Origin of the sequence: Paraburkholderia sediminicola, assembly GCF_902859805.1 — a bacterium.
In the GTDB taxonomy this organism is placed as follows: domain Bacteria; phylum Pseudomonadota; class Gammaproteobacteria; order Burkholderiales; family Burkholderiaceae; genus Paraburkholderia; species Paraburkholderia sediminicola.
Window position 1 is genome coordinate 385,984 of sequence record NZ_CADIKC010000001.1, and the last position, 24,877, is coordinate 410,860.

The window sequence follows — 24,877 nt, forward strand, 5'->3', positions numbered from 1 at the left end:
TTCACTGCCCCAGATACCGCTCCACCAGTCGCGTCCAGAACGCGGCGCCGACCGGCAGATTGCGGTCGTTGAAGTCGTAATGGGGGTTGTGCACCATGCAGCCGTCTTCGCCCACCCCGTTGCCGAGCCGCAGGAACGTGCCGGGCCGCTTTTGCAGCATGAAGGCGAAATCTTCGCTACCCATCAGGATGTCGGTTTGTTCGACCACTTTGTCGTCGCCAACCAGTTCGCGTGCCACCTGCACCGCGAAGTCCGTTTCGGCATCCGAATTGATCACCACCGGATAGCCTTCGATATACTCCACCACCGCCTTGCCGCCATAGCTCGCAGCCTGGCTTTCGGCGAGTTCGGTAATGCGTTTTTTCAACAGCGTGCGTACTTCGGGGCTGAATGAGCGCACGCTCAATTCCAGCTTCGCGCTGCTCGAAATCACGTTGTTCGCGGTGCCCGCATGCATCGAACCGACTGTCACCACCGCCGGCTGCGACGGGTCCACGTTACGCGCGACGATCGTCTGCAACGCCATCACGATGCTCGCCGCCACGACCACCGGATCGACCGTCAGATGCGGACGCGCCGCATGGCCGCCGACACCTTCGATCGTGATGATCGCCTTGTCGCCCGCCGACATGAACGGCCCCTTGCGGAACAGCATCACGCCCGGTTCCGCGCCCGGATGATTGTGCAGACCGAACACGGCGTCGCACGGAAAGCGCTCGAACAGGCCGTCGTTGATCATTTTCATCGCGCCGCTGTCGATACCGCTTTCTTCAGCCGGCTGAAAGTACAGATGCACGGTGCCCGAAAAATTGCGCGTGGAGGCAAGGTGTTGCGCGGCGCCGAGCAGCATGGTCGTGTGGCCGTCGTGGCCGCAGGCGTGCATCTTGCCGTGCGTGCCGCTCGCATACGGCAGCCCGGTTTGTTCGATGATCGGCAGCGCATCCATATCGGCGCGAATGCCGATGCTGCGTGTGCCGTTGCCCACCTTCAGCGTGCCCACCACGCCGGTTTGACCGACCCCGCGCGTAACCTGCCAGCCCCATTGTTCGAGCTTCTCCGCCACCAGTGCGCCGGTTTGCACTTCCTCGTAGGCCAATTCCGGATGGTGATGGATGTGATGGCGAATCTCGCGCAGGCTCTCGGTTGCAGGCGCCAGGTCGGACACTTCGGTAAAACGCGCGGCTTCGCTCATCTATCGCTCCATGGAATTCACGCCGCATGACGCGGCAAACAGACGAGCACTATAGCCACGCCCTCTTGTTCGAACAAGATACCGTTCTTTTTGGCATTATCTCGCTGCGCGATTTGCTGCTCACTGCGGCGGTGCTGCAGGGGGTACCGTGTTTGCAGGAAGCGACCCGGGACCCCATGGCGGCGGCCGGATAGTCGAGCCTAGCGAACGTGCGGAACACGGGAAACGTGGGAAATGTCGCGAACGTCAGTCTCCGCCTGCAAAAAAGCGATCAGCGCGTGCCCTGCGTCTTCCAGTGCCCCGGAGTTATCGATCGTTGTGCACCGCAGCCCCTCCGGCAATGAAAACGGCGCCCGCCGCGCAAGCCTGGCCGCAACCTGTTCTGCCGACTCACGCGCCCGCGCGCCGAGCCGCGCTTCGAGAATATGCGGCGCGGCGTCCACATGCACGACTTCCGTGCGCGGATAACGCGCCAGCGTATGCTGCAAATGCTGGCGCGAGCCGTTGACGACGACCGTGCAACCGCGCGCAAGCCATGCATCGATCTCGATACCGATCCCGTAGCGCAGCGAATGGCTCGACCATTCGAGCGCGAACAGACCGAGCACCGAACGCGCCGCGAATTCTTCGACGCTCAACGCAACGTGCTCTTCGCCGTTGCCGCTCGGCCGCGTGATGTAGCGATGCGCAAACAGAATCGGCTCGCCCATCAGACGGCTGCGTGCAAAACCCAGCAATGAATCCTTGCCCGCGCCGGACGGCCCCATTACATAAATAAAACGACCTGCCATTGTTATTTCACCTCGCGGGTCTGAAACGGCACGCGCTGCCACAAGACGAACGGCTCACCAGGCGCGGGCTCGACAAAGAGCGCCGCGTGATCGACCGCGAGCGGCCCAAGCGCGGGCGTTTGCGCCTGCCACCATGCAACCAGCGTTGCACGCTCACCAGCATCGGCAAGAGAACTGGACAGCGTCATGTGAAAACGGAATTCGTCGAAGACGTACGGATAGCCCCATTCGATCAGCAGCGCACGTTGCCGTTCACTCAACGGCGCGGCAAGACGGCGCGCGAGATCGGCCGCGGTGGGTCTCGCGCGCAGTGCATCGAGCGAGCGCATTGCACTTGCGGCAACAGCGCCAATGTTTGCTTCGCCGTTCTGATCCGCGGGACGCAGCGCGACGAAATCGCCGAGCGTTGCGGCTTCGACCGGCAACGCGAATGGGCTTTGCGTCTGCGCCCATTGACGCGTCGCTTCCAGCACATCCTGTTGAGTCACGCCTTCAGCGAGGCGGAACGGCGCGACCAGCGTGCCGTGCCAACCATAGCGACGCGGTGCTTCGGTCAGATCCGCCAGCGGACGCGTCAGACCCTCCGGTTGCGGCGATACACAACGCTCGCCGCTTTCCGCGTCACGCTCCAGCCACGCCGAACCGGCCCGCCACCACACCGAACCGCGCGACGGCGCGTAATACACCGCGAAACGTGCGCCGGTGCTCCATTCGACCTGATCGCCGGTGTTCCCCACCACGGCGCTCATACTTCGTGCTCCACCAGCAACTGCACACGGTCCGCCGCAAAATGCGTGAAGCCGTACTTGATCGGTGTGCCTTCCAGATCGACGTCGACGTTTTCGACCCACAACACCGGCTGCTGCCGGTTGATATTCAAACGCCGCGCCACTTCCGGTTCAGGCAACACGCTGCCGATACGGCTCCACTTACGCAGATAATCGGTTACGCCCAATTCGGCCATGGCCTTGGTAACGCCGCCGGTACGCTCCAGCACTTCCGGCAAACCCGGCAAACGCGCGGCCGGATACCAGTTGCGCGCGAACGTGAGCGGCACGCCGTCCGATTCGTGCAACGTCTCGATCCGGTAGACCGCGGCGCCCGCCCGCAAGCTGAGCGCCTTCGCCACATTCGGCTCGGCCTTCACGCGCGCGGACGACAACATCATGCCCGCCGCCGCATGATGCTGCTGCCGCAAGTTTTCTGTAAACCGCGTGCGCCGGCCAATCGAATAGTCGATCGCGCCGGGCTGCACGAACGTGCCACGCCCCTGCTCGACGCTGACGAGGCCCAATGCGGCAAGGCCGAGCATGGCCCGGCGCACGGTATGCCGGTTCACGTCGAAGCGTTTGGCCAGTTCGCCCTCGCTCGGCAAACGGCCGTCTTCGCCAAAGCCGCTCGCTGCAATTTCCGCTGCCAGAATCTGCTCGATCTGCCGCCAGACGGCAACGCCCGCGCCGCGTTCGAGCAGCGTGCCCGGCGTCGCGTTGTCGTTCGATGTCATGGTGCTGTCATTCCCTTGGGTTCAAATATTCGCTATGCCATGCATTGTAGTGCGCAAGCCGTGATGGAAATATGAAACGGTGACCACGCACGGCAACGCCCGGTAAGCATACCCCTAAACGTCTAGACGTTTAGATGAATAGATGCTTAAATGTCCACTCGCTGGATCAACAGGAATTTCGATGAGTGCCACTTCCGCCTCGCCTTCCTCCGCCATGCGGCGCGCATGGATGGCCGTGCTGGCCCGCACCCCGCGCGCCGATCTCGAAGCCGCGCTGCAACACGCGCTGCAAGGCGCTTCACCCCCCGCTTACGACTGGCTGCGACCACCCGAAATCGGCCTCGCGATGGTGCGCGGCCGCGTCGGCGGCAGCGGCGACCCGTTCAACCTCGGCGAAGCCACCGTCACGCGCGCCACGTTGCGTTTGCGCGTCACGGGTGATGCAACGCCAACCGTCGGCGTGGCGTGCCATCTGGGCCGCGACCGCCGCCGCGCCGAACTGGCAGCGCTTGCCGATGCGTTGCTGCAAATGCCCGAGCATCACACCGCCCTGCACCAGCAATTGATCGCACCGTTTGCCGAACAGCAAGCCGCGCAACTCGCCGAACGCAGACAGGACGTCGCGGCCACACGCGTCGAATTCTTCACGATGGTCAGAGGCGACTGATGGAAAACTCGCAGATTGCATTGTCTACCTTGACGCCCGGTTTCGCAGACCCGGTGCACGATACCCAGGCGGTATTCCGCACGCTTCTCGACGCGCTGTCGCGTCCGGGCACGGTGGGCGTCGTCGAAAAAGGCTTGCCAGAAGTGCGGGCCACTCGCGCCGCGCTCGCTGCCTTCGCCGCGCTGCTGACCCTGTGCGACTACGCCACGCCCGTATGGCTCGCGCAACCCGATACGGCACTGGGTTCGGCGCTGCGCTTTCATACCGGCGCGCCGCTCGTCGACGAACCGGGACTTGCCGCCTTCGCCTATATCCACGAAGCAGCTGCAATGCCGGCGCTGGAAAGCTTTGCACTCGGTGAAGCGGAGTCCCCTGAGCACTCGGTGACCTTGCTGATCCGCGTCGAAGCGTTGACAGGCGGCGCACCGATCGTGCTCAGCGGTCCCGGCATTCAGCACACCACGACGATTGCGCCGGTCGGTCTGCCCGAGCACTTCTGGCGCGAACGCGCCGCCCTCGCGCCGCTCTTTCCGTGCGGCATCGATTGTTATCTCGTCTGCGGCAGCACGTTGATCGGTCTGCCGCGCACAACTCAAGCGAAGGTGAACTGATGTACGTTGCCGTCAAGGGTGGTGAACGCGCGATCGAAGCGTCGTGGCGTCTGCTCGACAAGTCGCGCCGCGGCGATACGCGGCTTGCCGCACTCAGCGTCGCTCAGATTCGCGAGCAATTGCGCCTCGCCGTCGCGCGAGTGATGACTGAAGGTTCGGTCTACGACGAAGAACTCGCCGCGCTCGCGATCAAGCAGGCCGCGGGCGATCTGGTCGAAGCGATCTTTCTGCTGCGTGCGTATCGCACCACGTTGCCGCGCTTCGGTTATACGCAGGCGATCGACACTGAAGCCATGCAGGTCGAGCGCCGTATTTCAGCAACGTTCAAGGACGTGCCCGGCGGGCAATTGCTCGGTGCGACTTACGATTACACGCAACGTCTGCTGGATTTCGCGCTGCTTGCCGAAGGCGACGCCGGAACCGATACGGCTGCCGCCTCAACTTCCATTCAAGCCGCCCAGTGCGCAGCCGAAGCCATGCCGCGCGTGGTCACGCTGCTCGACAAGGAAGGTCTGATCGAACAGGAACGCCCCACGCCGGACGCGCCGGAACCCGGTGATCTCTCGCGCGAACCGCTCGCGTTTCCCGCGAGCCGCGCCACGCGGTTGCAGAATCTCGCGCGCGGCGACGAAGGCTTTCTGCTCGCCATGGGTTACGCCACGCAACGGGGCTACGCGCACACGCATCCGTTTGCCGGCGAGATCCGCTTTGGCACGATCGCCGTCGAAATGGAACTCGACGAACTGGGTGAAGCCGTTGAAATCGGCGACATCGACGTCACCGAATGCCAGATGATCAACCAGTTCGCCGGCAGCGGAGAGGTGCCGCCTACTTTCACGCAAGGCTATGGTCTCGCGTTCGGACACTCGGAACGCAAAGCGATGGCCATGGCGCTCGTGGATCGCGCGTTGCGCGCCGAGGAACTCGGCGAAACGCTCGCCTCGCCGACGCAGGACATCGAATTCATGCTCTCGCATAGCGATAACGTCGAAGCCTCCGGCTTCGTTCAGCATCTGAAATTGCCTCACTACGTCGACTTTCAGTCGGAACTCGAACTCGTGCGGCGACTGCGGGCGCAACACAACGCAGAGGGCCAGGATCTGCGCAAGGATCACGATCAGCAGGAGCAAGCCGCATGAACGCGCCGGCCACATCTCACACCACCGCGTCGTACGACAGCGCCGCGGAAGGCTACAACTTCGCCTACCTCGACGAACAGACCAAGCGCATGCTGCGCCGCGCGTTGCTCAAGGCCGTTGCCGTGCCAGGCTATCAGGTACCGTTCGGCTCGCGGGAAATGCCCCTGCCGTACGGCTGGGGCACGGGCGGCATTCAGGTGACCGCGGCGATCATCGGCAGCAACGATACGCTGAAGGTCATCGATCAGGGTTCCGACGAAACCACCAACGCGGTCAACATCCGCCGCTTCTTCGCGCGCACCACGGGCGTAGCGACCACGCGCCGCACGACCGAAGCGACGATCATCCAGACACGCCACCGGATTCCGGAAGCGCCGCTCACCGACAGGCAGATTCTGGTCTATCAGGTACCGATGCCCGAACCGCTGTTCAGGCTGGAGCCGCGCGCCACGGAATGCAAGAAGCTGCACGCACTGGCTGATTACGGTTTGATCAGCGTGAAGCTGTACGAGGACATCGTGCATCACGGCAGCATCGCCACCACGTACGACTACCCGGTGATCGTCAACAACCGCTATCTGAGTTCGCCGTCGCCGATTCCGAAGTTCGACAACCCGAAGATGCATATGAACCCCGCGCTGCAACTGTTCGGCGCCGGCCGCGAACGGCGCATTCACGCGATCCCGCCGTACACACCCGTGCGCAGTCTCGACTTCGACGACCATCCGTTCGAAGTGCAGAAGTGGCAGCACGCGTGCGCGCTGTGCGGATCGACGGAAAGCTTCCTCGACGAAATGATCGTCGACGATGCCGGCAAGCGCATGTTCGTCTGCTCGGATAGCGACTACTGCCACGAACGCCGCGGCGATCAGGACCTCGAGTTGCCGGCCTACGAAGCGCGCAAAGGAGAAACCGCATGACGCCGCTGTTGAGCGCCCGCTCGCTCACCAAACAATTTGGCGGCCGCAACGGCTGCAGGAATGTCAGCTTCGATCTGTATCCGGGCGAAGTGTTGTGCATCGTCGGCGAATCCGGCTCGGGCAAAACTACTTTGCTCAATGCGCTCGCCCTGAAAACCGAAACCGATAGCGGCTCGCTCCACTACACGGCCACGCATGGCGAAAAGCTCGATCTGCTCGCCTTGTCCGAACCGCGCCGCCGCCTGTTGATGCGCACCGAGTGGGGCTTCGTGCAGCAGAATCCGCGCGACGGCCTGCGCAGCGGCGTCTCCGCCGGCGCGAATATCGGCGAGCCGTTGATGGCCGTCGGCGCCCGCCATTACGGCGACATCCGCCACACCGCAACGCAGTGGATGGAGCGCGTCGAACTCGACGCCACCCGCATCGACGAATTTCCCTCGGCGTTTTCCGGCGGCATGCAGCAGCGTTTGCAGATCGCGCGCAATCTCGTCACCGGTCCGCGCCTCGTCTTCATGGACGAGCCGACCGCCGGTCTCGACGTCTCCGTGCAGGCGCGTCTGCTCGATTTACTGCGCACGTTGACGTCCACGTTGCATCTGTCGGTGCTGATCGTCACGCACGATATCGGCGTGGCGCGACTGCTCGCGCATCGTTTGATGGTCATGCAAGGCGGCGAAGTGGTCGAGTCGGGCCTGACGGACCAGGTGCTCGACGATCCGCAGCATCCGTACACGCAAACGCTGGTTTCCTCGGTTCTGCCGGTTTGAGGCTCACAATGCGATCCATTGAAACAAGCAAGGAATTCCACGCTACTGAACGCGCGTTCATCGAGAACAATGCACTGATGCTGCGCGCGGTCGGCATCGGCAAGACCTTCACGCTGCACGGCCAGGGCGGCGTGCAGATCGAAGCGCTCGCGGGCGTGTCGCTCGATGTCGAGCGCGGCGAGTGCGTCGTGCTGATCGGACCTTCAGGCGCGGGCAAGAGTACGCTGCTGCGCTGTCTGTACGGCAACTACCTGGCCAGCGCGGGCTCGATCGCTATTCGCGATGCGGCGGCGGATGACGCGCCGGCTGTGTCGATCACCGGAGCTGAGCCGCACGACGTGTTGCGCCTGCGCCGCGGCGTGGTCGGCTACGTCAGCCAGTTTCTGCGCGTGATTCCGCGCGTGCCGACGCTCACGCTCGTCGCCGAACCGCTGCTGTCGCGCGGCGTGGCCGAAGACGAAGCCCGTGCGCGTGCTGCTGCCCTGCTGGCGAGATTGAACGTGCCCGAGCGACTCTGGTCGCTCGCGCCCGCCACCTTCTCCGGCGGCGAACAGCAGCGCGTGAACATCGCCCGCGGTTTGATCGCAGAGCATCCGCTGCTGCTGCTCGACGAGCCCACTGCCTCGCTCGACGCGGAGAACCGCGACGTGGTCGCCGATCTGATCGTCGAAGCACGCAAGCGCGGCGCGGCGATCGTCGGCATCTTTCACGACGAAGATACCCGCAACAAGGTGGCCACACGCCGTCTTGAACTCCAGCCGCCGTCGCGTCCGCAGTTGCGTAACTAACTGACACGAAACGGCACTAAACTGAACCACTTAGCTGAAACATTGAGTCAAGCACCGGGTCGAAACACTGCGTGCAAGATTCAGGACAGACTACGGAGCAAGTCGATGTTGATCAGGAACGCTCGCATCGTGACGCGAGACGAAGTATTTACCGGTGTGATACGCATCGAAGACGGCGTGATTCGCGACGTCGAGCGTGGCACGACCTCGGCGCGCGAAGCGGAAGATTGGGAAGGCGACTATCTGTTGCCGGGTCTGATCGAACTGCACACGGACAACCTCGAGAAGCATCTCGTGCCGCGTCCGGGCGTGCAATGGAATACCGATGCCGCCTTCGTGATACACGACGCACAAGTGGCGGCGGCCGGCATCACCACGGTGTTCGACGCCCTCGCGATCGGTTCGCGCTCGAACGTAGGGCTGCGTGGCCGCGATATGCAAATGCAATGTGCCGCATCCCTCGCGCGATTCTCCGAGCGCAAGCTGCTGCGCGCCGAACACTTTCTGCATCTGCGCTGCGAAATCGCGACCGCCGACGTGGTCGAGTTGTTCGATTCGTTGTGCACGCATCCGCTGCTGCGGCTTGCCTCGGTCATGGATCACACGCCCGGCCAACGTCAATGGCACGACCGCGAACAATGGCGCCGCTTCCAGGAGCGCAACGGCAAGCTGACTGACGAACACGTGGCGACCGCGCTGGTCGAACTGTCCGTCGAACAGGAACGTTACGCCGACGCGCACCGCCGCGAGATCGTGGCACGCTGCAACCGGCTCGGCATCCCCGTGGCGAGCCATGACGACACGCTGATCGAGCACATCGAACAGGCCAAGGCCGAAGGCATCGTGCTGGCTGAATTCCCGACTACCCGCATCGCCGCCGAGGCGGCACGCGAGCACGGCATTTCGACCATCATGGGGGCGCCGAATATCGTGCGCGGCGGCTCGCATTCGGGCAACGTGTCGGCCCTCGAACTGGCGAAGGCGGACTTGCTCGATATCCTGTCCTCGGATTACGTGCCGTCCAGTTTGATGACGGCCGTGTTCGATCTGGTGAGCAAGGCCGGCTGGACCCTGCCGCGCGCCATGGCGACAGTTTCCGCCGAGCCGGCCCGCACGGCGGGTCTGCATGACCGCGGGGCGATTGAAGCGGGTTTGCGCGCGGACTTCGTGCGCGTCACGATGCTCGACACGCTGCCGGTGCCGCGCGCAACGTATCGCGCCGGAGCGCGGATTGTCTGACGATGTTGTTAGGCCTCGCTGGCTGCGGGCAGGAGCGGTTCGACCGCGGCCCAGCGTGTCCAGCGGGGTGTCTGATCAGGCGCTTCGACGCGAAGGGTGCGCGAGCCGTCGCCGAAAACCAGAGTTTCGATATTGAATGCGCTCCCCTCTTCAATGCCGGCGTCGCGCACGTGACCGGATTGGTAAGTGAAACTGAGATTGCCTTCGCGCAACAACTCGAGGTAGACGTCGAAGTCAGTCGTTGACGAACGTGTGGCCCAACGATTCAGGAGGGTGGCGGCGATTTCGGCGTCGTACATTCTGTACCTCTCTGGACATATGCCGTGCCCTGACTATAGCTGAAAAACAAGCATTGTGCTGCAGCGCACCATTGTTGATCTTTACTGCCCTTTACATGACCGCTCGCGCCCCGCTCAGACCCGCTCCACGAATCTCCTGCGTCATTTGTGCGTACAACGAGGCGCCCCGCATCGGCACGGTGCTAGCGGTAGCCTGCGCGCATCCTTTGCTCGGCGAAGTCATCGTGGTGGACGACGGTTCGACCGACGGCACCGCCGATGTGGTCGAGCGTTTTGCATCCGCGCAGCTGATCCGATGCCCCGAGAACCGCGGTAAAAGCGCCGCCATGGCAGCCGGCATCGCCGCCGCGCGTGGCGAACTGCTGATGCTGCTCGACGCCGACCTGAAAGGACTGACCGCCGAGAGCATCAGCGCGCTCGCCCTGCCCGTCCTGCAAGGCAGCGCTCAGGTGAGTATGAGCTTGCGCCAGAACAGCCTGCTGGCATTCCGCGCCATCGGACTCGATTTCGTCTCCGGCGAGCGCGTGGTCAAAAAAGCGCTGCTCAGCGAAGTTCTGCAGGAGGTTCACGGCTTGCCGCGCTTCGGGGTCGAAGTGTTCATGAACCGCCGCATCATCGCGCGCCGTCTGCCGATTGCGGTGACGCACTGGCCACACGTCACGCAGGCCCGCAAAACCGAGAAACTTGGCTACTGGAAGGGCATGCGTGCGGAATGGCGCATGATCGCGGACCTCCTGAAGGCGGTCTATCCGCTCGCGCTGATTTCACAGACCTTTCAAATGCTTCGCTTACGCAGTGAGCAGGACTCGCGCGCGAGTTTTGCGGCACGCATGCGCAAAGTGCCCGATACGGATAGTCCGCGCTGAAGCGCTTACCGAAGCCGGCGGATCCTGTGATCCGCAATGTGCCGCAATGTGCCGCACTGTGTCGCTCAAGCCCGGCCCTCGAGGTTTCAGTCGGCGGCCGAAAGTGGATTGCGCCCCCTCGTTGCAAGCGCAACGAAACCTGCCGCGCCCAGCGCCAAGGGGCTGTAAAGCGTCGCGAAACGCCACAGCACCAGCGCCGTCGCGATGCCTGCGCGGGGCACCCAGCTCGCAAACGCGGCAGCGAGAGCGATATCGCCGGTGCCGCCACCCGCGGGCACGCCGGTCCATAACGCAGCATGCAACACGACAGCCTGCACCGCCAGAACGAAACCCAAGGGCAGGCGGTAACCCAGTTCGCGCAAGATAAACCAGAGCGCGCCATAGCGCAGCAACCACTGCAGCGTCGTGAGCAGACACAACGCGGCAAGCCGCCACTTGGGCACGGCCACCAGTTCCAGCCATTGCCGGCGAACGCTGTGGAAAAACCGGCTCAATCTCGCGCGGCGCTCGTTGAGCCAATGAACGCGCCGTCCGGCGGCGTCCAATGCCGTCGCCACACGCCGGCGGTTCATCCAGCAGACGGCCATCAGGCATGCAGCGCCGGCCAGCCCGCCGAACACGAGCGGCGCGCTCGCGCGTGGAATCACTTGCGTCAGCGGCCCGAAGGCAAACAGCAGGGAAGCCGGTACGGCGGTCGTGAAGAACGCGAGATCGAGCGCCTGATCCGCGCCAACGACGGTCGTCGCCAGCGACCAGGATGCCCCGGCGCGTTGCAGCAGGCCAATGTTGACGCCGTAGCCCGCCGCGCCCAACGGAGACGCCAGGAACGCGAAATCGGTGGCCAGTGTGATGGCAAATGTGCGCAGGAAACTGATCCGGAAACCGAGCGCGGTCTGCATCAGATGCAGCTTGCCCGCCTTTGCCATCGCGCTGATCGCGGCACTCGCGGCAAGCGCGGCGAATACGTAGAGAGAGACGTTACGCAGCCCGGCGAACGCCGCGTGCGAATTGAGAACGAAAGGCGCGCCGACGGCGAGGCCGATACCGGCAAGCGCCACCAACACTGCCGCTTTACGCGTATGTGATCTGATCAACGAAGGCCTCAGCAAGTACAGCGTGGCCCTGCTTTCTCCGCACGATGCAGCATGCATGAGGCTGCGCGTTGCGTGAAACCCGGGCCGTCCGGGGGCCTCATGATAACCACGCGACGCTGCGTTTTCGTGACTAGCGATCGGCGAGCAGCGATTGGCGCGCGGACGGCAACTGTCCCCATCCGACCAGCACCTGCTGGATGCTGCGGGCGTAGGCGTCACGCTGCTTCGGAGTTTCCGAGTGGTACGCCCCGATCGCACGCCAGGTATTGCCGTATTTGACCATCTTCTGCTTCAGCAGCCACGCGGCCACGTAGACGTTCACACACGGATCGGTCAATGCGCGGTGCGGCACGCCTTCTCGAGCGAGGGCGCCGAAATGAATCGAATTGATCTGCAACTGGCCGACGTCGATCGAACCGTTCGCGTTCTGGTGGATCGCGTCTGGGTCGCCCTTCGATTCGTACCATGCAACCGCGCGCAATACCCAGGGATTGACGCCCTGGTACGCTGCGGCCTCATTGAAGCAATCGTCGGCCGCGTGGGCCGCGCCGCACATCGAAAGCCACGCTAACGCGGCACAGAAGAGTTTCAAGGACACGATTCATCCTTCCGCTTGATGGCGGCAAAAGTGGTGAGCTCCACACCGCGGCCGAATTACTTGGCCAACGCCAGATCGATTTGCCGTTGCACGGAGTCGAGGTACGTATGCGAAGCATCGGAGACGACGAGCCGGACAGCCGGCAGCGGCGCTCCTCTGCGCTCCTGCGTCTGGATCGGCGCACGCGACTTCTTTCGATGCGTCGCCGGCTTCACCGGCAAATCATCATCAGCGCCACTCGAAGGCGGCAGCATGGCAAGCGTGGGCAACGGCGGATAAACCTTGTCCGCCGCCGGAGGAAACGTGGCAGGAAACGCGCCGGCCGACTGCAGATCCGTTCCCGGCGGGGCCGCAAAAGCAGGCGCGGCGAGCAGCATGGCCACCGTCAGTAAGGTGATTCGAAACATCACGATGGCCTCCTTCATTGCACCGTCCTGATCGACACGCTATAGGGCTGACCGAGACCCGCAGTTCGATTCTCGAAGCTCACCTTCGACATACGTTGCGCAGGCACACCCTTCCATACTGCCTGGTTCAGGTACGCGAAATCCTGACCCAGCGCAGTGACCAGCACGACCGTAGACTGCTGTTGCGCGGCAGCCAGTGCGCCTGCCTTGGTCAGCACGGCGGTGAGTTGCGGGTCATGCGCCCCAAGTGCATCCGGCGGAATCTCGAAGCTGATGACTTCGTTGGGCGCCTTGTCCGTGTGCGCGGCATTCTGCGCAGGCATCTGTGCGCACCCGGCCAGCGCGAGAACGGCTACCAAAAACCACACCTGTCGCTTCACACCCGTCTCCAGTCAATCCCGTTGCTATAGAGATGTTTTCGGCAGGCTCACGGGAAAAGTTGATAGGTCGAAAACGCGTCCGCGAAAATCAAAAAGAGTTACCTCAAGATCGGCGCAAACGATTGCTTCGACGCTCGATGAAGCGTCGAACGAGGCGAAGTTGCCTCGCGTTTGGAGGGGATTATTCGTATGAGGATTGTGCGCTGGAGAGGCCGCGGGACGGGGCTTCGAGCGTCAAGCCTGGGTGAAATTGGCAAGCACAGCGGGAGGGCTATGCCTCTGCCGTAATGTGATCGTAAGCGAGCAAGCCGGCCGCCTACCCGCGCATCGGTCTAAGTCGACAGCGGCACGCGTTCCGGTTCGTCCGCATCGAACCACGCCGGATTGCGCTCCGCAATCGGACCAAGCGACACCAGAATCTCGCGCAGGTGACTACGCATCGCTTCTTCAGCGGCGCCCGGATCGTGGGCGCGCAGGCCGGCCAGAATCTTCGCGTGCTGCTTGATCAGCAGATCGAGCGGCGATACTTCGGGCAAGCTCAGGTAGCGCACCCGGTCCATCTGCGCCTTGATGTCCTGAATCGTTTCCCATGCCGCCGTGCAATCGATCGCCTGGGCAATCGCGTAATGAAACGCCTCGTCGAGTGCAAGGAAGGCGGCGGTGTCGTTCGATTTCGCCGCAAGCTTCTGGTCGCGAAGGTTGTCGGCCAGCGCCTGCAACTGCTCGTCCGTGATCGACACGGCTGCCTTCTTCACCACCGCTGTCTCGATCGCCTCGCGAATGAAGCGCCCTTCCCGCACCTGGCGCGGCGAAATGCGCTTCACGAAGGTGCCGCGCTGCGGCAACACCTGAAGCACACCCGCTTCGACCAGCTTGATGAATGCCTCCCGCACCGGTTGCCGCGACACCTGAAACATGTCGGACACTTCCTTCTCCGAAAGCGGCGTGCCCGGCACCAGTTGCCCGGCGAAAATTGCCTGACGCAGCGCGCGGAAAATCTGCTTGCCGATCGGCTCATGCGAGTCGAACGAGACGCTGGCGGCCAGATCCGGCAGTTCGACGCGCGCGCCGGCCTGCACGCTCACGCGACGTCTTGTACGGGGTGCAAGCGCGGCATCGGAGGAGAAAGAAGACGTGTTGGCGTGGAGGTTCTTGGTCGGCATCGGGTAATGCAGCGATTGAATTACGACAGGGACGGCACACACCGTGAATACCCACCAGGCTATCCACTAAAGTGTGCCGCACCATACTACCATGCACGTTTCATGTTTAAGGCACTCGCTCGCGGCTCGCGAATCCACACCAGCGAACACACCGCGCCGAGCACGGCAATCGCCCCCGCCAGCACGAACGCACTCGCGTAGTTGCCATGCGTCGCTTCGACAATGAAGCCTGTCACCGCGGGGCCGATCACGCCGGCCAGATTCGCCAGCAAGTGCACAAAACCGCCCGCGCCGCCGACGTGTTCGCGCGGCACGGTGTCCTGAATCACCGCCCAATACACGGCGCCCGTCACATACAGGAAGAAGATCGACACCGACATCAGCGCGACCGCGCTCTGAGTACTGGCAACACGCCCGGCCAACGCGACGCACACCGCCGCCGCGCCCAGACAGCTACTCAGCACGATCTTGCGCGACAGCAGCGGCTTGCCGGTCAGGCGCAAGATGAAGTCGGAGATGAAGCCACCTGCCGCGAGCCCGATGCTGCCGAGCAGCCATGGAATCACCGTAGCGAAACTCATGTCGCGCAGACTCAGGTGATGTGCTTCGGTCAGATAAGTCGGGAACCATGACAGGAAGAAAAACAGCACGTAGTTGTATGAGAAGAATGCGAAGGCGGTCGCGAGAATGATCGGCTTCTTCAGGAAGTGCCGCAGGCCGAGCCGCTCGCCGCCTGCTGAATGTGCGATCGCATGTTCGTCCGCCTGACCGGCGCGAATGAGTTCGATCTCGTCAGGCGTGACGCGCGAGTTTTCGTGCGGGTGTTCAGTGGTCGTTGCCGCCCACAATACAAGCCACAAGAGTCCCAGCAGCATGATCGCGACGAAGGCCCAGCGCCAGCCGAACTGCACCGCCATGAAGCCGACCACCGGTCCCGCCAGCGCACCGCCGAGCGGCGTGCCCGAACTGATCACGCCGATCGCGCTCGCGACTTCCTTGCGTGGGAACCAGTTGTTGACCATCTTGCTGTTCGACGAACTGAACGGGCCTTCGCCCATGCCGAACAGCACACGCAGCACGATCAGCGAACCGATGCCGGTGGCCAACGCCGTCGCGCCGCAGAACACCGACCACACGCCCATCGCGGTGCCGAACACGCGTTTCGCACCGACCTTGTCCGACAGCACGCCGCCGACAAAATTGAACAGCGCATAGCCGATGAAAAAGCTGCTGAACACGATGCCCATCTGCGCATGCGAGAAGTGCAGATCTTTCTGGATCAACGGTGCGGCAATCGACAGCGCCGCGCGGTCGAGATAGTTGATGACGCCGGCCAGAAACAGTAGCGCGACAACAAACCAGCGTTGACTCTTGATCATCAGGTGTCTCCTTCGGGTCGCCTCTTGATGGGCGTTCTGAATAGCTTAGGTAGCTTGATTGGCGCGGCAACGCGCTGCGCTCACGCAACGTCTCATGCCACGGGCGGTACTCAATCGAAGTTCAGATGCACCTTCATCGACTGCGAGCGGTCGAGCGCCACTTCGAACGCATGGTTCGCTTCGCTCATCGCGAATGCATGCGTCATGAGCGGTCGCAAGTCGACTTTGCCGGAAGCGATTTCATCGGCGGCGATGGCGTATTCGCCGGTGAAGCGGAACGAGCCCTGATAGCGCAGTTCCTTCGACATCACCAGGTTCGCCGCCACCGGCGACTGACCGGCCGGCAGATTGCCCACCTGAATCACCGTGCCGCCGGCTCGTGCAGCACGCAGCGCCGTATCGAGTCCGGCGGGACTGCCCGATGCCTCGATGACCACGTCGAACGTGCCGCGTTGCGCGGACCATTGATCGATCGTGGCGCTATCTGTCGCATTCACGATCTGATCCGCACCGAGTTGCTGCGCAACCTGCAATGCCCGATCCGAAAGATCCAGCGCGACCAGGCGATGAGCACCGGCGCGGCGCGCCACGCTCAGCAGAATGCAACCGATCGGCCCGCAACCTACCAGCAAGACGCTCGCGCCGACAAGCGAGCCCGCCTGCTTCACCGCATGCAATGCAACGGCAAGCGGTTCGGCCATCGACGCCTGCGCAAAATCGACGCCATCCGGCACCGGTACGCATTGCCGCGCCGCGACGACGATGTACTGGCGGAACATGCCCTGCGTGTGCGGGAACGTCGATGCACTGCCCATGAAGCGCATGTTCAGACAATGATTAGGCATCCCGCCGATGCAAAAGCGGCACGTCCCGCAGGCCAATCCCGGATTGACGGCAACACGCTGCCCGGGTGTCAGACGGCTCTCTGCGCTCACACCCTCGCCGAGCGAATCGATCTCGCCGGCCACTTCATGTCCGAGCACGAACGGCTCGCGCACCGCGAAATCGCCGCTCTTGCCTTTGAAGTAATACGACAGATCGGAGCCGCAAATGCCGCCGGCGCGCACGCGTACTCGCACCTGGCCGGGGCCGGGTACAGGCGGCTCGACTTCGTCGATACGGATCAGTTTGGGTTCGTGAAGTACGGCTGCGAGCATGAAGGACTCCGGTATGACAAAGGTCTCGCGCTCAGTGCCGCGCGAAAGAAGACGAAGATGAGGACGCGAGGGCTTGCGCTGCCGCATGGGCTTCTACCGGTTCGCCGCCGCCCCAATCGTGGAGATCGCCGCCGCGGCGTAAAGGCGCGGTTTCCGGCAAAGCAAAAAGCGATACCGCCGATACAATGCCGAGCACGGCCACGTAGACGATCAATGCAAGCGAATTGCCATGCGTGACCTGAATGAGTTTGACGGCCAGCAGTCCGAGCACGCCGCTGCCGAGCAACGAGCCGATCTGCCAGATCAGCGCGATACCGCTACAACGTATGCGCGCGGGGAACAGTTCGGGGAACAGCGCCGCTTGCGGTGCATAGCAAAGACTGTGGCCCACGCTGATGGCGAGGATCATCACGAGCTGGATCGCCGCACGATTGCCGCTATCGATCGCCATGAAGAACGGCACCACCAGCGCCACGTGCAATAACGCACCGGCAATAAAGGTCGGCCGCCGTCCGATGCGATCGGACAGCGCACCGGCGAGCGGAATCGTGACGAGCTCGAGCGCGACCGCGACAATCACCGTTTCGAGCAGCATGCTTTGCGCAATGCCGTGTGCCTTGCCGTAGGCGAGCACGATCATGGTGTACATCGCAAAGGCGCAAGCTTCGATCAGTTTCGCGCCGACACCTTTGACAATTGTCGGGCCGAACTGCCGCACCACTTCCACCACGGGGCGCGAGGCCACCGCCTTGGTGCGTTGGATCGTCGCGAAGATCGGCGACTCTTCGGTGCGCAAACGGATATAGAGGCCCACGGCAACCAGCAACGCGCTGGCGAGAAACGGAATGCGCCAGCCCCAGTCGAGCAGTTGCGCCTGTGTCAACGTCGCGCTGAGCAATGCGAACAGGCCCGACGGAATCAGAAAACCGGCCGGCGCACCGAGTTGCACGAGACTCGCGAAGAAACCACGCCGCGCAGGCGGTGCATATTCCGCCGTGAGCAACACGGCGCCTGCCTGCTCGCCACCCACGCCGAAGCCTTGCAACACGCGAATAACGATCAGCGCGATCGGCGCCCAGATCCCGATCGACTGATAGTCCGGCAGCAGGCCGATCACGAACGTCCCCAAGCCGACAATCAGGATCGTCACGATCAAGGCCTTCTTGCGGCCGACGCGATCGCCGAAATGCCCGAACACGATGCCGCCCAGCGGCCGCGCCAGAAAGCCGACCGCGTAGGTGGCGAAAGCGGCGAGCGTGCCGATCAGCGGGTCGGCGGAAGGAAAGAATTTCTGGCCGAACACCAGCACGGCAGCTGTGCCGTAGACAAAGAAGTCGTAGTACTCGGCCGCCGTGCCGATGGTCGAGGCGAACGCCACGCGACGCAGCATGGCAGTGCTGGCCGGCGCGGCGGCTTGCGGACGTGCTGGGTTCACGCGTGTCTCCATGATTTTGTAGTTGGGGTCAGTCGAGCGAAATCAGCTCACCAGTTCCACAGCGTTCCGTCTTCGAGACGCGCGACCGGCAGATACGCCGAGTCGTAGGGATACCGCGCGGCCACTGCTTCGTCGATGTCGACGCCGTGGCCCGGGGTTTCTCCCGGATGCATCATGCCGCGCTCGAAGCGCCATGCATGCGGGAATACGTCGAGCGCTTCTGGCGGAAAGCCCATGTATTCCTGCACGCCGAAATTCGGCACCCACAGATCGAAGTGCAGCGCCGCGCCCATGCACACCGGCGACAGATCCGACGGCCCGTGACAACCGGTTCGCACCTGATACAGCGAAGCAAAATCCGCAATGCGCCGCAGATGCGTAATACCGCCTGCGTGCGTCAAGGTCGCGCGGATATAGTCGATCAACTGCTCCTCGATCAACTGTTTGCAATCCCAGATGCTGTTGAAAATTTCGCCGACGGCAATCGGCGTGACCGTATGCTCGCGAATCAGCCGGAAGCCGGCCTGGTTTTCGGCAGGCGTTGGGTCTTCCATCCAGAACAGGCGATACGGCTCGACCGCTTTGCCGAGACGCGCGGCTTCGATCGGCGTCAAACGGTGGTGGACGTCATGCAGCAAATGCGTATCGAAGCCGAATTTGTCGCGCACTGCTTCGAAGAGTTTAGGCACGAAGTCGAGATACTTTTCCGACGACCAGCTCTGCTCCTCGACCGCGCCCTTGGTAGCCGGCTCATACATGCCACTGCCTTTCGACACGCCATACACCGAGCGCATATTCGGCACGCCGCATTGAATGCGAATGGCCTGATAGCCGGCTTCGATGTGTTCCGCGTAACGGTCGAGTGCTTCGGGAATGTCGCGGCCGGTGGCGTGGCCGTACACCATCACGCCCTCTCGCGAGGCGCCGCCAAGCAGCTTATATAACGGCATGCCCGTTACCTTGCCGAGAATGTCCCACAGCGCCATATCCACGGCGGCGATCGCCGTCATCGTGACAGGACCGCGACGCCAGTACGCGCCTTTGTAGAGGTACTGCCAGGTGTCTTCGATACGACCGGGATCGCGGCCGATCAGCAACGGGCACACGTGGTCTTTCAGATACGAAGCGACCGCGAGTTCGCGGCCGTTCAGCGTTGCATCGCCGATGCCGTATACGCCTTCGTCCGTGACGATTTTCAATGTGACGAAATTGCGGCCCGGGCACGTGACGATCACGTCGGCGCGAACGATCTTCATGACTTCTTCCTTGCAGAGGCAAGTAGCAAACCGCGCACAGCGGCGGCATGCAACTGGCTGTTTTTTTCATGTCGATTTTGAGCACCGGTTGAAGTGGAAAATCGCACTCTTCAACCTGTCTCAAACCGTTTGAACGATGCTACCATACAAGTATAGCGACACGTCAAATCAGGGTTTTCCCGTTGAACGGCGTCGGTTTGAAGCCTTTCCGCAACCTGGAATTCGTCACATGATTTCTGTAGCCACCTTGCCTCGCCTCGTCCGCGAGGCACTCCCCACGCTGCAATCCCATCTGCTGTCGCCACACTGGCAGGAGCCGCGTATCGGCATCGTTCATCTGGGGATCGGCAACTTTCATCGCGCACATCAGGCCCTCTATACGGAAGAGGCCATGCTTGCCTCGGGCGGTGACTGGGGCATTTGCGGCGTCACGCTGCAAGGCGATGTCGGCAAGCGCGATGCGCTGATGGCGCAGCAAGGTTTGTATAGCGTGGTCGAACGCGGGCCGCATGGCGCCAAAGTGACGGTCGTGCGTGCGCTGCGCGAAGTGCTGGCCATGCCGCACGATCGCGCCGCCCTGTTCGCGCGTCTCGCGGATCCGCTGGTACAGATCGTCTCGCTGACCGTCACGGAAAAAGGCTATTGCCGCGACGCGAAAACCGGCGAGGTCGCGCTGGACGATCCCGCTATTGCACATGATCTGGCCAACCCGCTCGAACCGCGCACGGTGCCGGGCATCCTCGTCGCGGCTTTGCGCGAGCGGCGCGACGGTGCGCACGGCAAACCGTTCACGGTGCTCTCGTGCGACAACCTTTCCCATAACGGCGCCGCGCTGCGCCAGGTGGTCTGTTCGTTCGCGCGGCAACGCGATCCCGCGCTGGCCGACTGGATCGCCACCCACGTTGCGTTTCCGTCGACGATGGTCGACCGTATCGTGCCGGCCACCACGGATGCCGAACGCGTCACCGTGGCCCACGCAATCGTTTATGAAGACACCGTACCGGTGCCCTGCGAGCCGTTCCGGCAGTGGGTCATTGAAGATCGTTTCGCGGGGGGACGTCCCGCATGGGAGGCAGTCGGCGCGCAACTCGTCGAGGACGTGACACCGTTCGAATTGGCGAAGCTGCGCATGCTGAACGGCACGCACTCGACACTGGCTTATCTGTCGATGCTCGGCGGCTTCGAGACAATCGATGCAGCGATCTTCCACCCGCCCATGCGCCATCTCATCCGCACGATGATGACGGAAGAAATCGCGCCGACGCTAACCATGCCCGCATCATTCGACCTGGCCGCCTACCGGGATGCACTGCTCGAGCGCTACGCGAACCCGGCGCTGAAACATCGCTGTGCGCAGATCGCGATGGATGGCAGTCAGAAGATTCCACCGCGTCTGATCGCCACGATTGCGGCGCGAATCGGTGCAGGTGAACCGTTCACACGTCTCGCGCTGGCGATAGCGGCATGGATGATGTTTTTGCGCGGCCACGCGGACGACGGTACGCGTTACGAAATCAGCGATCCGCTGGCCAGCAGATTGAAGACGCTCGCGACATTCGCGCAAGGTGAGCCGCAGGCGCTGATGGATGCGTTACTGACCGTACGTGAGGTGTTTCCGGAAGATCTGGCCGCCCTTCCCGAATTCAGAAAAGCGCTTCGACACGCATTGCAGTTGCTTCACGAACACGGCGCACGGGGAGCCATCGCAGCATTGCAATGAAATTCGGCGCGTCAGGCTGTCGGCTCCGCCTCACGGCCTTCCGTTGCCCCTTCGCTCTCCTGCTCCCGTTTGCGCGCCACCAGCACATCCTGGTAGCGCAGATAGCCACACCGTCCACCAGCTTTGGCGGCATACATCGCCGCATCGGCATGGAGCAGCAACTCCTCCACCGTGGCGCTGTCATCGGGAAACTGGCTGATGCCGATGCTCGCGCCCACCGTCATGCTTTGTCCGTCGATCACCAGTTCTTCGTTCAACGCCCCCATGATGCGCGAGGCGATCCCCGGCGCGGCCTCCGCGGAGCGCGGCCCCTCGATCAGCACAATGAACTCATCGCCGCCAAGGCGCGCGGCGACATCCGCCGTGCAAAGCACCTTCTTCAGCCGCTGCGCCACGGCGGCAAGCACCTTGTCGCCAATCGAATGGCCGAACTGGTCGTTGATCTGCTTGAAGCGGTCGAGGTCGACGAACAGCACGGCTAGCCCTTCCTGACGCCGTGTCGCTTCCTCGATCGCCGCCTCGAGCTTCTGCATGAACAACATGCGGTTCGGCAGGCCGGTCAGCCCGTCGTGGGTGGCGAGATGCACGAGCTCACGTTGCTTGTTATGCAGCACATCCATTTGCGACTTGATTTCCCGGCGCAGACGATCGAAGCAACGCGCGAGTATGCCGATCTCGTCGGTACGTTTGAGGGGCAGCGTTTCCATTGCGTGTTCGGCGAACAGATGCGTCGCCGCATACGCGAGGATATGCAAAGGCTTGGTCAGGGCGCGCGCAAACAGAATCGCAAGGAACAGCGCCAGCACGCTGAAGATCAACACCATGCGAATGATTCTGTTACCCAGCTGGGTGGCGCCGGACAAGACATCCTCGAGCGGTTTGGCGAGGCCGATCACGATGAAACGGTTGCCTTCGGATGCGCCGAACGGCCTGCGCACGAAAGCCAGCACCTGACCGGCCGCCTGCCTCGGCCGCACGAGACCGTTCAGCAAAACTTCGCCCTGCGACTGATCGAAGAGCGGCCTGGTAGCGGAAAAGCTGTCCTGCATCAGCACGCGGCGGCCCCTGTCGAAGCCGAACGTTTTCGAGGCATCCGGATGGACCAGGAAATCGCCCCATTCGTTGGCGAGATAGACCTGATAGTCGCTCGGCAAATCGCTCTGCAAACGGTTAAGCAATCCGGCCAGATCGATATCGATAATCACGACGCCCACCACTGCGCCGCTCGCGTTCGCGACAGGCGTGCCGAGCCGCAGTGTCGGTTTGCCTTCGGCTGCGTGCGCGCCGTACTCGTGATTCACCGCGATCGGCGAGGTGTAAATACGTCCGGGCGAGAACGCCAGCGTGTCGAACACATACGCAAACTGGCCTTTTTCCTGCAGATTGTTCCCCTCGACCCGCACGAGGCCATCAGCATCGCGGTCGAAACGGATCAGCTCGAGTCCGTAGTGTTTGCGGGTAATGAAACGGATCTGCAGATATTCGGGGTGGTGAACCATGAAGCTGGCATACACCTGCGCCAATTGTTCGCGCTGCGGATTCGCGCCAACGCCGTTGTCGGTTTGCGCGACGTCGGCCAAAGACGGCAAACTCGCGAGCACCAGCGCGTCCGCGGCAACGTCGTCGACCGCCACGGAAAAGCGCTGTCCCAACAATTCCGTTGATGTCAGCAGGCTATGCTCGGCTTCGTTCACAAGCATGGTGCGGTTGGCACGATACGTGTAATAGCCAGTCGCACCGGACGCGAGCACGCCAATGCACGCAAGCAGAATCGATAGTTTGAATGTCAGGCCGGGACGCATCATCAGAAACGCTCCGACCGGTCGCCGGACACGATTCTGCTCCACAGATCTTCGCGCCGTTGAATATCTTCCACCGGGCCGATCCAGAGGATATGTGCCTTGTCGCTATTCTCCGCCGGCGCCGTCAACGTATTGGCGAGCCCCTGGCGTTGGGTCAGCAACGCGCTGACGTCCGGTTCGAGCATGTAGTTGATCCACGCAAGCGCGAGCGGGCGATCCTTGGCGGAGCGCGTCATCGACCAGCAGTCCAGCCACGCGAGCACCCCTTCGTCGGGAATCACGTAGCCCACGTCGGCGCCGGCGCGGCGCAACGACTCAACCTGCTGGGTGCCGTAGTTACCGAACATCAGGGCAACTTTGTGCTGGATGAAGAACGCGGTCGCTTCTTCAGGCAGCGTGTAATAGGTCAGCAGGTTGCGGCGCAGATCGACGAGCTTGTGAGCGATTACGCGCATCTGCGTGTCGTCGAGCTGGAAAGGATGGGGATAGCCCAGCGCCAGCGCGGTGAACGAGAAATTATGCTGGGCGCTGTTGAAGTCGAGAACCTTGCCGCGATAGCGCGGGTTCCATAATTCGCGCATGGAGCGCGGCGCAACGGCGATCTGCTTGCGGTCATAGATCAGCCCCATCGACGAGTACGTGAATGGAATGGCGTACACATTGCCTGCCGAGGTCAGCCCTGCGATCGACGAGAGCGCCTGAAACCGCGGCAACTGTTTTTTCGTATTCGGCAAACTGGCCAGATCGAGCGGCGCCAGCAGATTCGCGCGGGTATAGCGCTCGATTTCGGCAGTATTCGCAGCAAGCACATCGAACTGCGGCGTGCCCTGAGCATGCATCTGCGCCCATAGCGCCTCGTCGGAATCGACCAGCGTGACTTCGACCTTCGCGTTGTAGCGCGTCTCGAAAGTCTTGACGACGTCGGCGTCCGCATAACCGGGCCATGCCAACACGCGCAGAACGTTGTCGGCGGCCACGACGGGTGCTGAAGACAAAAGGCTACAGCAGAAAGCGGCGTTTATCAGTAATGTCAAAAAACCGGAAAACGCGCGGCTGTGCAGTGACTTCGCGCGTGCCGCTGCGACCGCAGTTCGGCTCCGGCGCGATGGTTTGAAACAGCGCATTTCGTCTGCCATCGAAATCGTGTGCATATACAACCGCTTAGCAGAAGGTCATTAAGACGAACGCAAACAGGCGCGCGGTATTTAATCGCGGGCGTAGTGCTCGATGACTTTGTTCAGACAGATACCGATACGATCGTACGCTGCAAAGGCAGCCGTGCGGAGCGTTGATCATAGCGCCAAGCAATGCGTTTTTGGTTCCGGCCCCGCCTCAATCGGGAAAAAACAATTGGTCAGGCGTAATTTAACAAATACGCTCATCTGTATTTAACGGTAGTTCAAGCGAAATCTTTAACTCGGCGACAGCCAATTGAAACAATTGTGGGCGCCGTAATAGTCTGCAATAACTGACGGTAATAGCGCCATTCTGAATACTGGTTTTGACGGCACAGCGCAAGGTGCGATGCACGCCGACAAAGCGCCGTGGTCAGCCAACTTCATTACGGCTCCTTTACGCGACAACACGCAGCATCCCAAAGCCATGCAAGACGCATGACGACGCCGCCGAATCTCCACCACATTCGGGCTTTAGAAGCTATTCCCGTGCGCTATCCGGTGTTTCACTAGCTACCCAATCTTTTT

26 protein-coding genes are annotated in these 24,877 nt (G+C 62.4%); 10 read left to right on the forward strand and 16 right to left on the reverse strand.

From position 1 onward, the window contains the following. Position 1: 1 nt before the first annotated feature. Complete coding sequence (locus tag R8871_RS01695; protein ID WP_175048759.1) at positions 2-1,192, reverse strand: M20 aminoacylase family protein; 1,191 nt, start codon at positions 1,190-1,192, stop codon at positions 2-4. A 26-nt stretch (positions 1,193-1,218) separates the two neighbouring features. Here R8871_RS01695 and R8871_RS01700 point away from each other — a divergent pair, with 26 nt between their 5' ends. Then, positions 1,219-1,386, forward strand: coding sequence for a hypothetical protein (locus R8871_RS01700; protein WP_175048760.1), 168 nt, complete (start codon positions 1,219-1,221; stop codon positions 1,384-1,386). Between the two features lie 6 nt (positions 1,387-1,392). Here R8871_RS01700 and phnN read toward each other — a convergent pair whose 3' ends face one another. Genes phnN through phnF form a run of 3 tightly spaced genes read right to left on the reverse strand, consistent with a single transcriptional unit; the run spans position 1,393 to position 3,487 of the window. After that, positions 1,393-1,983, reverse strand: a complete 591-nt coding sequence (phnN, locus tag R8871_RS01705) for a phosphonate metabolism protein/1,5-bisphosphokinase (PRPP-forming) PhnN (protein ID WP_175048761.1) — start codon at positions 1,981-1,983, stop codon at positions 1,393-1,395. 2 nt (positions 1,984-1,985) lie between these two features. After that, positions 1,986-2,732: a DUF1045 domain-containing protein gene (locus R8871_RS01710; protein ID WP_175048762.1), complete on the reverse strand. Its 747-nt coding sequence runs from the start codon at positions 2,730-2,732 to the stop codon at positions 1,986-1,988. After that, on the reverse strand, positions 2,729-3,487 hold the full coding sequence (phnF, locus tag R8871_RS01715) for a phosphonate metabolism transcriptional regulator PhnF (RefSeq protein ID WP_175048763.1): 759 nt from the start codon (positions 3,485-3,487) through the stop codon (positions 2,729-2,731). The genes R8871_RS01710 and phnF overlap by 4 nt, the downstream gene beginning before the upstream one ends. Before the next feature lie 181 nt (positions 3,488-3,668). Between phnF and phnG the strand changes: the two genes are divergently transcribed. From phnG to R8871_RS01750, 7 genes are all read left to right on the forward strand, one after another. After that, positions 3,669-4,154, forward strand: a complete 486-nt coding sequence (phnG, locus tag R8871_RS01720; RefSeq protein ID WP_175048764.1) for a phosphonate C-P lyase system protein PhnG — start codon at positions 3,669-3,671, stop codon at positions 4,152-4,154. Continuing rightward, the gene (gene phnH / locus R8871_RS01725; protein WP_175048765.1) at positions 4,154-4,765 is read left to right on the forward strand and encodes a phosphonate C-P lyase system protein PhnH; all 612 of its coding nucleotides are present in this window, start codon (positions 4,154-4,156) and stop codon (positions 4,763-4,765) included. Before phnG ends, phnH begins: the two co-directional genes overlap by 1 nt. Further along, positions 4,765-5,904 carry a carbon-phosphorus lyase complex subunit PhnI gene (locus tag R8871_RS01730; RefSeq protein ID WP_175048766.1) on the forward strand — a complete coding sequence of 380 codons (1,140 nt, stop codon included), beginning with the start codon at positions 4,765-4,767 and terminating at the stop codon, positions 5,902-5,904. The genes phnH and R8871_RS01730 overlap by 1 nt, the downstream gene beginning before the upstream one ends. Further along, the gene (locus tag R8871_RS01735; protein ID WP_175048767.1) at positions 5,901-6,824 is read left to right on the forward strand and encodes an alpha-D-ribose 1-methylphosphonate 5-phosphate C-P-lyase PhnJ; all 924 of its coding nucleotides are present in this window, start codon (positions 5,901-5,903) and stop codon (positions 6,822-6,824) included. The genes R8871_RS01730 and R8871_RS01735 overlap by 4 nt, the downstream gene beginning before the upstream one ends. Continuing rightward, positions 6,821-7,591 carry a phosphonate C-P lyase system protein PhnK gene (phnK, locus tag R8871_RS01740; protein ID WP_175048768.1) on the forward strand — a complete coding sequence of 257 codons (771 nt, stop codon included), beginning with the start codon at positions 6,821-6,823 and terminating at the stop codon, positions 7,589-7,591. Before R8871_RS01735 ends, phnK begins: the two co-directional genes overlap by 4 nt. Before the next feature lie 8 nt (positions 7,592-7,599). After that, on the forward strand, positions 7,600-8,379 hold the full coding sequence (phnL, locus tag R8871_RS01745; protein WP_175048769.1) for a phosphonate C-P lyase system protein PhnL: 780 nt from the start codon (positions 7,600-7,602) through the stop codon (positions 8,377-8,379). A 105-nt stretch (positions 8,380-8,484) separates the two neighbouring features. Further along, positions 8,485-9,618, forward strand: coding sequence for an alpha-D-ribose 1-methylphosphonate 5-triphosphate diphosphatase (locus R8871_RS01750; RefSeq protein ID WP_175048770.1), 1,134 nt, complete (start codon positions 8,485-8,487; stop codon positions 9,616-9,618). Positions 9,619-9,626: 8 nt separating this feature from the next. Here the strand turns inward: R8871_RS01750 and R8871_RS01755 are convergent, their stop codons facing one another. Next, positions 9,627-9,917, reverse strand: coding sequence for a hypothetical protein (locus R8871_RS01755; RefSeq protein WP_175048771.1), 291 nt, complete (start codon positions 9,915-9,917; stop codon positions 9,627-9,629). Between the two features lie 95 nt (positions 9,918-10,012). Here R8871_RS01755 and R8871_RS01760 point away from each other — a divergent pair, with 95 nt between their 5' ends. After that, on the forward strand, positions 10,013-10,783 hold the full coding sequence (locus R8871_RS01760) for a glycosyltransferase family 2 protein (protein ID WP_175048772.1): 771 nt from the start codon (positions 10,013-10,015) through the stop codon (positions 10,781-10,783). A gap of 86 nt (positions 10,784-10,869) precedes the next feature. Here the strand turns inward: R8871_RS01760 and R8871_RS01765 are convergent, their stop codons facing one another. The 9 genes from R8871_RS01765 to manD all read right to left on the reverse strand — a co-directional run bounded on the left by R8871_RS01765 (position 10,870) and on the right by manD (position 19,652). Beyond that, entirely contained in the window at positions 10,870-11,877 is a 1,008-nt protein-coding gene (locus R8871_RS01765) for a lysylphosphatidylglycerol synthase transmembrane domain-containing protein (RefSeq protein ID WP_175048773.1), read from the reverse strand. Positions 11,878-12,007: 130 nt separating this feature from the next. After that, on the reverse strand, positions 12,008-12,433 hold the full coding sequence (locus R8871_RS01770) for a lytic transglycosylase domain-containing protein (protein ID WP_175049935.1): 426 nt from the start codon (positions 12,431-12,433) through the stop codon (positions 12,008-12,010). Positions 12,434-12,531: 98 nt separating this feature from the next. Then, complete coding sequence (locus tag R8871_RS01775; RefSeq protein ID WP_175048774.1) at positions 12,532-12,882, reverse strand: hypothetical protein; 351 nt, start codon at positions 12,880-12,882, stop codon at positions 12,532-12,534. 14 nt (positions 12,883-12,896) lie between these two features. Next, positions 12,897-13,205, reverse strand: coding sequence for a hypothetical protein (locus R8871_RS01780; RefSeq protein ID WP_233465006.1), 309 nt, complete (start codon positions 13,203-13,205; stop codon positions 12,897-12,899). Between the two features lie 389 nt (positions 13,206-13,594). Further along, positions 13,595-14,425, reverse strand: coding sequence for a GntR family transcriptional regulator (locus R8871_RS01785; protein ID WP_175048775.1), 831 nt, complete (start codon positions 14,423-14,425; stop codon positions 13,595-13,597). A gap of 86 nt (positions 14,426-14,511) precedes the next feature. Continuing rightward, a complete protein-coding gene (locus tag R8871_RS01790) occupies positions 14,512-15,804 on the reverse strand; it encodes an MFS transporter (protein ID WP_175048776.1) in 1,293 nt (430 codons plus the stop codon). A 110-nt stretch (positions 15,805-15,914) separates the two neighbouring features. After that, positions 15,915-16,961 (reverse strand): L-idonate 5-dehydrogenase, encoded by a 1,047-nt coding sequence (locus R8871_RS01795; protein WP_175048777.1) that lies wholly within the window; start codon positions 16,959-16,961, stop codon positions 15,915-15,917. A 31-nt stretch (positions 16,962-16,992) separates the two neighbouring features. Beyond that, the gene (locus R8871_RS01800; protein WP_246287311.1) at positions 16,993-18,396 is read right to left on the reverse strand and encodes an MFS transporter; all 1,404 of its coding nucleotides are present in this window, start codon (positions 18,394-18,396) and stop codon (positions 16,993-16,995) included. A 47-nt stretch (positions 18,397-18,443) separates the two neighbouring features. Continuing rightward, the gene (manD, locus tag R8871_RS01805) at positions 18,444-19,652 is read right to left on the reverse strand and encodes a D-mannonate dehydratase ManD (RefSeq protein WP_175048778.1); all 1,209 of its coding nucleotides are present in this window, start codon (positions 19,650-19,652) and stop codon (positions 18,444-18,446) included. A gap of 229 nt (positions 19,653-19,881) precedes the next feature. Between manD and R8871_RS01810 the strand changes: the two genes are divergently transcribed. Continuing rightward, entirely contained in the window at positions 19,882-21,372 is a 1,491-nt protein-coding gene (locus tag R8871_RS01810) for a mannitol dehydrogenase family protein (protein WP_175048779.1), read from the forward strand. Positions 21,373-21,383: 11 nt separating this feature from the next. Here the strand turns inward: R8871_RS01810 and R8871_RS01815 are convergent, their stop codons facing one another. Beyond that, complete coding sequence (locus tag R8871_RS01815) at positions 21,384-23,177, reverse strand: bifunctional diguanylate cyclase/phosphodiesterase (protein WP_175048780.1); 1,794 nt, start codon at positions 23,175-23,177, stop codon at positions 21,384-21,386. Further along, a complete protein-coding gene (locus tag R8871_RS01820) occupies positions 23,177-24,325 on the reverse strand; it encodes an ABC transporter substrate-binding protein (protein WP_175048781.1) in 1,149 nt (382 codons plus the stop codon). The genes R8871_RS01815 and R8871_RS01820 overlap by 1 nt, the downstream gene beginning before the upstream one ends. Positions 24,326-24,877 lie beyond the last annotated feature (552 nt).

Excerpts from the sequence above, each read along its gene's own strand:
- R8871_RS01785 (WP_175048775.1), bottom strand. The coding sequence starts at position 14,425 with ATGCCGACCAAGAACCTCCACGCCAACACGTCTTCTTTCTCCTCCGAT.
- R8871_RS01775 (WP_175048774.1), bottom strand. The coding sequence starts at position 12,882 with ATGTTTCGAATCACCTTACTGACGGTGGCCATGCTGCTCGCCGCGCCT.
- R8871_RS01755 (WP_175048771.1), bottom strand. The coding sequence starts at position 9,917 with ATGTACGACGCCGAAATCGCCGCCACCCTCCTGAATCGTTGGGCCACA.
- phnG (WP_175048764.1), top strand. The coding sequence starts at position 3,669 with ATGAGTGCCACTTCCGCCTCGCCTTCCTCCGCCATGCGGCGCGCATGG.
- phnL (WP_175048769.1), top strand. The coding sequence starts at position 7,600 with ATGCGATCCATTGAAACAAGCAAGGAATTCCACGCTACTGAACGCGCG.
- R8871_RS01770 (WP_175049935.1), bottom strand. The coding sequence starts at position 12,433 with ATGTGCGGCGCGGCCCACGCGGCCGACGATTGCTTCAATGAGGCCGCA.
- R8871_RS01750 (WP_175048770.1), top strand. The coding sequence starts at position 8,485 with ATGTTGATCAGGAACGCTCGCATCGTGACGCGAGACGAAGTATTTACC.
- R8871_RS01735 (WP_175048767.1), top strand. The coding sequence starts at position 5,901 with ATGAACGCGCCGGCCACATCTCACACCACCGCGTCGTACGACAGCGCC.
- phnH (WP_175048765.1), top strand. The coding sequence starts at position 4,154 with ATGGAAAACTCGCAGATTGCATTGTCTACCTTGACGCCCGGTTTCGCA.
- R8871_RS01695 (WP_175048759.1), bottom strand. The coding sequence starts at position 1,192 with ATGAGCGAAGCCGCGCGTTTTACCGAAGTGTCCGACCTGGCGCCTGCA.
- R8871_RS01730 (WP_175048766.1), top strand. The coding sequence starts at position 4,765 with ATGTACGTTGCCGTCAAGGGTGGTGAACGCGCGATCGAAGCGTCGTGG.
- R8871_RS01795 (WP_175048777.1), bottom strand. The coding sequence starts at position 16,961 with ATGCTCGCAGCCGTACTTCACGAACCCAAACTGATCCGTATCGACGAA.
- R8871_RS01780 (WP_233465006.1), bottom strand. The coding sequence starts at position 13,205 with ATGCCTGCGCAGAATGCCGCGCACACGGACAAGGCGCCCAACGAAGTC.
- R8871_RS01700 (WP_175048760.1), top strand. The coding sequence starts at position 1,219 with ATGACGCGGCAAACAGACGAGCACTATAGCCACGCCCTCTTGTTCGAA.
- phnF (WP_175048763.1), bottom strand. The coding sequence starts at position 3,487 with ATGACATCGAACGACAACGCGACGCCGGGCACGCTGCTCGAACGCGGC.
- manD (WP_175048778.1), bottom strand. The coding sequence starts at position 19,652 with ATGAAGATCGTTCGCGCCGACGTGATCGTCACGTGCCCGGGCCGCAAT.
- R8871_RS01790 (WP_175048776.1), bottom strand. The coding sequence starts at position 15,804 with ATGATCAAGAGTCAACGCTGGTTTGTTGTCGCGCTACTGTTTCTGGCC.
- R8871_RS01815 (WP_175048780.1), bottom strand. The coding sequence starts at position 23,177 with ATGATGCGTCCCGGCCTGACATTCAAACTATCGATTCTGCTTGCGTGC.
- R8871_RS01760 (WP_175048772.1), top strand. The coding sequence starts at position 10,013 with ATGACCGCTCGCGCCCCGCTCAGACCCGCTCCACGAATCTCCTGCGTC.
- R8871_RS01710 (WP_175048762.1), bottom strand. The coding sequence starts at position 2,732 with ATGAGCGCCGTGGTGGGGAACACCGGCGATCAGGTCGAATGGAGCACC.
- phnK (WP_175048768.1), top strand. The coding sequence starts at position 6,821 with ATGACGCCGCTGTTGAGCGCCCGCTCGCTCACCAAACAATTTGGCGGC.
- R8871_RS01810 (WP_175048779.1), top strand. The coding sequence starts at position 19,882 with ATGATTTCTGTAGCCACCTTGCCTCGCCTCGTCCGCGAGGCACTCCCC.
- R8871_RS01820 (WP_175048781.1), bottom strand. The coding sequence starts at position 24,325 with ATGCACACGATTTCGATGGCAGACGAAATGCGCTGTTTCAAACCATCG.
- phnN (WP_175048761.1), bottom strand. The coding sequence starts at position 1,983 with ATGGCAGGTCGTTTTATTTATGTAATGGGGCCGTCCGGCGCGGGCAAG.